This window comes from Phenylobacterium sp. (assembly GCF_044371015.1).
In the GTDB taxonomy this organism is placed as follows: Bacteria; Pseudomonadota; Alphaproteobacteria; order Caulobacterales; family Caulobacteraceae; genus Phenylobacterium.
The window spans coordinates 1-6,629 of sequence record NZ_JBILUK010000175.1 but is presented as its reverse complement, the minus strand read 5'-3'; the positions used below and the strand labels follow the sequence as shown (position 1 = coordinate 6,629).

General features: G+C 65.7%; 4 protein-coding genes and 1 pseudogene. 4 read left to right on the top strand and 1 reads right to left on the bottom strand.

Annotation, left to right across the window (positions count from 1 at the left end):
* The 4 genes and pseudogenes from ACIQ3R_RS13360 to ACIQ3R_RS13345 all read left to right on the top strand — a co-directional run.
* Positions 1–356 (top strand): annotated as a pseudogene (locus ACIQ3R_RS13360) (chromosomal replication initiator DnaA); the annotation flags it as partial.
* A 328-nt stretch (positions 357–684) separates the two neighbouring features.
* Entirely contained in the window at positions 685–2,271 is a 1,587-nt protein-coding gene (locus tag ACIQ3R_RS13355) for a CHAD domain-containing protein (protein WP_397419291.1), read from the top strand.
* 23 nt (positions 2,272–2,294) lie between these two features.
* Positions 2,295–4,499 carry an RNA degradosome polyphosphate kinase gene (locus ACIQ3R_RS13350; RefSeq protein WP_397419289.1) on the top strand — a complete coding sequence of 735 codons (2,205 nt, stop codon included), beginning with the start codon at positions 2,295–2,297 and terminating at the stop codon, positions 4,497–4,499.
* Positions 4,480–5,979 (top strand): Ppx/GppA family phosphatase, encoded by a 1,500-nt coding sequence (locus tag ACIQ3R_RS13345; RefSeq protein ID WP_397419287.1) that lies wholly within the window; start codon positions 4,480–4,482, stop codon positions 5,977–5,979. The genes ACIQ3R_RS13350 and ACIQ3R_RS13345 overlap by 20 nt, the downstream gene beginning before the upstream one ends.
* A 413-nt stretch (positions 5,980–6,392) precedes the next feature.
* On the opposite strand, the gene ACIQ3R_RS13340 is transcribed toward ACIQ3R_RS13345, so the two are convergent.
* The coding region (locus ACIQ3R_RS13340) for a DUF6481 family protein (RefSeq protein ID WP_397419285.1) at positions 6,393–6,629 on the bottom strand (237 nt) is incomplete at its 5' end.

The window sequence follows — 6,629 nt, the reverse complement described above, 5'->3', positions numbered from 1 at the left end:
CCAACCTCGCCGTCCGGGGAGAACGCCATGTCCTGTTCACCGCCCGCGCGCGCCCTGTTGCCTGGCCGACGGTCCTGCCCGACCTGCGCTCAAGGCTCAACGCCCTGCCGGTCGTGGAGATCGCCGTCCCCGACGACACGGTGCTCGAAGGCGTCCTGCGGCGCTTCTTCAGGGACCGCCACATCCGACCGCCCGAAGAGGTCTATCCCTACCTCCTGGCCCGCATGCCACGCTCGATCCCGGACGCAGCCGAGTTGGTCCGCCGGCTCGACGAGGCCGGCGAGGAAGGCTTCAAGCCCGTCACCCGCGTACTCGCCCGTCAGATCCTCGAAGCCCAGGGCGAACTGAAACTGTAGGGCGGCCGTTTAGTCCCTGACCGCGCTGGGAAAAATCTGAGTCTGGATCGACTCAAGTTCATGTTTCGTTTGCGTGGGTGAAGGGCAGACCTCCCTTTTGGCATCGCCTGCCAGGAGCGCCACCAATCCAGCCCTACTGGACAGGAACCGGCTGAGATCAGCACCTCTGCCGCGACAAGGCACGCGGCACGGGCCAGGAAGCGGTCAGAATCCGCGCTCCGGCATCCACCACGGACGATTTCTCCACCCTAACGATAGACAAAGTGATTCGTTTTCCCGCACTTGTGCGCCCGCGTGGCGTACAGGCCGCGCGCTTTGAGCGCAGGTCATGCTCGCGCGGAACCCGGTCAGTGCGGTTCAGGAGCTGGAACTGAAGTTCCAGCTGGGCTCCGGCGCCGTGGACGCTCTCCGGCGTTCGGCCCTGCCGCCGGGGACGGGCGAGATCGTATCGTTGCGAGCGACCTACTTCGACACCCCTGATCATCGCTTGCGTGACGGCGGCTTCAGCCTGCGGGTTCGCCGTGAGGGCGCCCGGCATGTCCAGACGCTCAAGCATCGCGGAGCGGGCGGGCTCTTCGAACGCGACGAGTGGGAGTCCGAGATCGAAGGTCCTGAACTCGATCGCGCCTTGCTGGCCGGAACGCCGATCGCGGATCTCGCCGCCCATGCGACCCTGGCCCCCGCCTTCACAATTGAGGTGGAACGCCTCCTACAGGTGCGTGAACACGGCGGCGCGCGGATCGAGATCAGCCTGGACCTGGGCCGTATCCTGGCCGCAGGGCGGGAAGAACCCGTGGCTGAGCTTGAGCTGGAACGCCTCGATGGCGACGGCGCGGCGCTGTTCGACTTGGCTCGGGCCCTCCAGGCCCAAGCGCCCCTAACCCCTCTGTTCGAGAGCAAGGCAGAGAGGGGATACCGCCTCGCTGGTCATGATGGCGTGGCGGCGCTTAAGGCCCGCGCCGCGCCTCTGGTTGCTGACACGCCGGTGGGTGAGGCGTTCCAGCGGGTGACCCGCGAGGCGCTAGTGCAGATCGCCGGAAACGCCCGCCTCCTGCCACGCAGCCGCAGCGCCGATGTGCTGCACCAGCTCCGCGTCGGCTTGCGCCGCCTGCGCGCCGGGCTGGTGGTGTTCCGCGGAATTCTCGACGCCGACGGCCTGGCCTTTGCCCGTCGCGAGAGCCGCTGGCTTGCCGGCGAGCTGGCCGAGGCGCGCGATCTCGATGTCTTCATGCAGTTGGCCAGTGCACAGGACGAGATCGAGGAGTCGCCGGGCCGCGTGGCGCTTTTCGCCACGCTCCGTCGCGCCCAGGCCGAGGCCTATGATCGGGCGCTGGCGGCGATCAGCTCCGAGCGATTCCGGCGGTTGTTACTGGATCTCGGCGCCTGGATTGAGATCGGCGGCTGGCGCACGGCGTCCCGCACCGCCGCCTTGCGCGATGGCCCTTGCGACCGCTTCGCGGGGCCCGTGCTCGATCGCCTTGCTGCCGGGGTCGCCCGCCGCGCTCGCTGCTTCAGCAAGCTCGATATCGAGGCGAGGCATGACCTTCGAAAGCAGGTGAAAAAGCTACGCTATGGCTCCGCGTTCTTCGCTGCCACCTGGCCCGAACACCCTCGGCGCAAGGCGCGCTATCGGCTCGCGCTCAAGGCTCTGCAGGATCACCTGGGCGCCATCAATGACCTCAGCGTCGCCGCCGGCGTCGCCAATCGGATGGCGTCGAGGGGCGCTCGTGATCTGGCCTTTGCAGCCGGTCAGGAGGCAGGCCGATTGGATCGCGCCAGCCAAGACGCCCGGGCGACCGCGCACAAAGCCCTAAAGGCCTTTAGGCGCAATCGCCCATTCTGGCCGTCGCGCAAGCGCCGCAATAGAGACCTTAACCATTCCGCCTCAAGATCTCTAACTTCCGAGACTCCCTGAAACCCGCTGCGCCTCAATCCGACATGCCCGCTGACGATACCTCGCCGTTCCTAGCCGGCCCCGACCCCGGAAAGGGTCCGGGCGGCGACGATCTAGCTCGCTCGCCAGCGCGATTCTTCAACCGCGAGCTGTCCTGGCTGGCGTTCAATCGGCGGGTCCTGGCCGAGAGCACCAACCCGAGACACCCGCTGCTCGAGCGGCTGCGGTTTCTGGCGATCAGCGCCAACAACCTCGACGAGTTCTACATGGTCCGGGTGGCCGGTCTCCGCGCCCAGGTCCGGGAAGGTGTCCGAGCACTGAGCCAAGATGGCCTGACCGCCGCCGAGCAGTTGACCCGCATCAACGCCGCCGCCGCCGACCTGATGGCCGACCAGCAGATACGTTGGCGCGACCTGCGGGAGGAACTGGTCGGAGAAGGTCTGAATTACGTGGCGCTTGAGGAAGTCACGCCTGCCGAACGCGCGGCCCTGGAAGCCCGCTTCCTGGCCGAGTTGTTCCCGGTCCTGACTCCGCTGGCGATCGACCCCGCGCATCCGTTCCCGTTCATCCCCAACCTCGCCTTCTCGTTGGTCCTCAAGATCCGTCGCGCGGCCGACGGCCGCCAGATGTATGCGCTTGCGCCCCTGCCCGCCCAGGTGGCGCGATTCTGGGACCTCGAACCCGGTCGCTCGACGCGCCGGCGCGCGCGGCGTCGGGTGATATCCCTGGAGAGCCTGGTGATGCTCTTCCTCGATCACCTTTTCCCTGGCTGCGAAGTCCAGGCGCACGGGGTGTTCCGGATCATCCGCGACTCTGACGTCGAGGTCGAGGAAGAGGCGGAAGATCTAGTTCGTGAGTTCGAGGCGGCCCTCAAACAACGCCGGCTGGGGACGGTCGTCCGCATCGAGATTGAAGACGATATGCCAGAGGAGTTGCGCGACTTTATTCTCCAGAGCCTTCGCGCCCATCCCGAGGATGTCATCGTCTTTGACGGGCTCCTGGGCCTCGATGAACTCACCCAGCTCATCCCTTCGGATCGCCCGGACCTAAAATTCCGCGCCTTCGAAGCCCGGTTTCCCGAACGCATCCGCGACCACGGCGGCGACTGCTTCGCCGCGATCCGCGAAAAGGACATCCTCGTCCATCACCCGTTCGAGAGCTTCGACGTTGTGGTGCAGTTCCTGCGCCAGGCCGCGCGTGACCCCAACGTGCTCGCGATCAAGCAGACCCTCTACCGGACCTCGCAGGACAGTCCGATCGTCGCGGCGCTCATTGAGGCGGCTGAGAACGGCAAGAACGTTACCGCGCTCATCGAGATCAAGGCGCGCTTCGACGAAGAAGCCAACCTGAAGTGGGCGCGCGATCTGGAGCGCGCCGGGGTCCACGTCGTCTATGGCTTCATGGAGTATAAGACCCACGCCAAGCTCTCGATGGTCGTGCGCCGTGAGGGCGACGGCCTGCGCAGCTACTGCCATTTCGGCACCGGCAACTACCATCCGATCACCGCCCGGGTTTACACCGACCTGTCGTTGTTCACCACCGAGCCTCCGTTCGGTCGCGACTCGGCCAAGCTGTTCAACTATGTCACCGGCTACGCCCAACCGGTCGATCTGGAACGGCTATCCTTCTCGCCCATCACTATGAAGCGCGACCTGCTCCGCATGATCCGTCAGGAGGCGGACAACGCTCGGGCCGGCAAGCCGGCCGCGATCTGGGCCAAGATGAATTCCCTCGTGGATTCGGAGATCATCGACGGCCTCTATGCGGCCAGCCAGGCGGGCGTACCTATTGAACTAGTCATTCGCGGCATCTGCTGCCTCCGGCCAAGCCTGCCCGGCCTCTCCGAGACCATCCGGGTCAAGTCCATCGTCGGACGTTACCTCGAGCACGGTCGGATCGTAGCCTTCGCCAATGGCCACCCGATGCCGTCTGGGCAGGCTCGGGTCTACATTTCCTCTGCGGACTGGATGCCGCGCAACCTCGACCGCCGCGTCGAGGTGATGACTCCCATTGAGAACCCCACGGTCCACCAGCAGGTACTGCACCAGATTATGCTCGCCAACCTCAAGGACGAAGCTCAAAGCTGGACCCTGGACGCCGAGGGCCGCTATAGCCGGGACCCTGCCTGGGACCACCCGAACGCGTTTTCCGCGCACGAGTACTTCATGACCAATCCGAGCCTTTCCGGTCGCGGGCAGAAAGTCAGGGACATGCCGCGCGCGATCGAAAATGTGGCCCCAAGGGGATAAAGCCTTTCAGAGGCCTGAGGGACGTCAGGCTGCGGTCATCGACGTCGGATCAAACTCGGTCCGACTGGTGATCTATCGGATCGACGGTCGCGCCCTCTGGACCATTTACAACGAGAAAGTTGTCGCCGGTCTCGGCCGCGACCTAACCGCCACCCACCGTCTGTCCGCCGATGGCGTGGAGGCAGCAATCAACGCCCTGCGTCGTTACCGCGCGGTCCTCGACGGCTGGCGGGCCGAGGAGGTGCTGGCCTGCGCCACCGCGGCCGTGCGGGAGGCGGCCGATGGACGCGCCTTTCTGGCTCGCGTGCTCGCCGAGACCGGCCTCGAGATCCGGGTTCTGTCCGGTGAGGAAGAGGCTCGGTACGCCGCGCTGGGGGTGATTTGCGGCCACCCCGGCGCCTCCGGCGTGGTTGGTGATCTCGGCGGATCCAGTCTTGAACTCGTTCGGCTCGAAGGCCTCCGCACAGTGGGCGTCACGCTCCCATTGGGCCCCTTCGCCCTGGGCGCGCCCAGGCCCCTCAATCCCGAAAGGGTCCGTCGCACGGTCGACGACCACTTGTCGCCCCTCGCGCACGCCTATTCGGCTCCTGACCTTCACGCTGTGGGCGGCGCGTGGCGCAACCTCGCCCTTCTCCACATGCGGATCGCCGACTATCCACTGCATGTTGCTCACCAATACGAGATTGGCCGCACTGAAGCGCTCGATCTTGCCCGCTTTGTCGAACGCCAGTCTCGAGGATCCCTTGAGGGTATCGAGGGGTTGTCCAAGAAGCGCTTCGACTCACTGCCCTATGCTGCGGTGGTGCTGGAGCGGCTCATCGAACGCCTTAACGTTCAGCGGATCGTTGTCTCGGCCTATGGCGTTCGCGAGGGCCTTCTGCTCGAGGCCATGCCGCCTGAGGTCCGTGATCGGGATCCGCTAATCGAAGGCTGCGAGGCCCTTACCGCCAATCGCGGCATCTCGCCCAGCCTTGGTCGCGCCCTTGAGGCCTGGGTATCACCACTCTTCGAGCATCTCCCGGCGCTCTTCGGCGTCAGGGATCCGGTGTTGCTGTCGGCCGCGTGTCGCCTAGCCGACCTCAGTGCCCGGTTGCACCCTGACCACCGCGCCAATCTCGCCTTTGATCAGGTTCTAAGAGCCCCTCTGGCTGGGCTGGACCATCCGGAACGCGCCTTCCTGGCCTCGGTCGCCTTCGCTCGCCATTCTGCCGCGCCGCAACCGCCTGAAATGGCACTGGCGCGAATCCTGACGCCGGAACGTCGCCAACGCGCCCGCGCTCTCGGTTCTGCAATCCGGCTCGGGTGCGACCTTTCCGGCCACAATCCGCGTCTGCTCGAAACCTCTGGCCTCACCAGGCGTGGTGATCGTCTCGCTCTCACCACCCTGGAGGGTTGGGGTGATATGCTGCTCAGTGAACAGGTCCAGCGCCGCGCCCAGACCCTGGCCCAGACCCTAAGGTTACGACTCGAAATCGGCTGAGATTCCGATGGAAATGAAGAGAGCGGCGCCTCGGTTCCCCGAGACACCGCCCTCTAAACCAGATCCGTTGGGGGACCTGAACCTTCGAGCCTCAGTGTCTGGTCTCCTCGCGGTCGCCCGCTCGGTTCCCGTTCACTGCGATCCGAGATCCGTGTCCATCGGGTCGCCCCGCAGGTCGGTGTCTCGATCCATCCGCGTCGCTTGAAGTTCGGTCGCCCGATCCGCCGCGCCGCAGTGCTCTCGGCGAGTTCAGGCTTGCGCCGCTTGCCCCGCCGCGCAAGCGCCTGGGACAGAGTCATTGTTGAGCAGAACGGGAGTTCTCTGTGAAGAAGCGGTGGACCGTCTGTGTGAGAGCCGGAAATGTCCTTCCGGATCAGCCCCTTGCAACCGTCCACAGTTGAGAGGCCGCCGGGTCATCCGGTGCGGCGCATCTGCGACTTCTGCTCGCGCTTGGCGCGGGCCTCGGCCTTGGCGGCGGCCTTGCGCGCCTTGCGGTCTTCGCGCTTCAGCTGGAGCATCAACTCCTCGTCGTTCTCCATCGCCAAGCGGGCCTCTTCCTCTGCCTTTTCCTTGGCTAAGCGGACAGCTTCCTTCTCAGCAGCGCGTTTGGCGCGCACCTCGGCCAGCTCCCGGGCTTTGCGCTGCTCGCG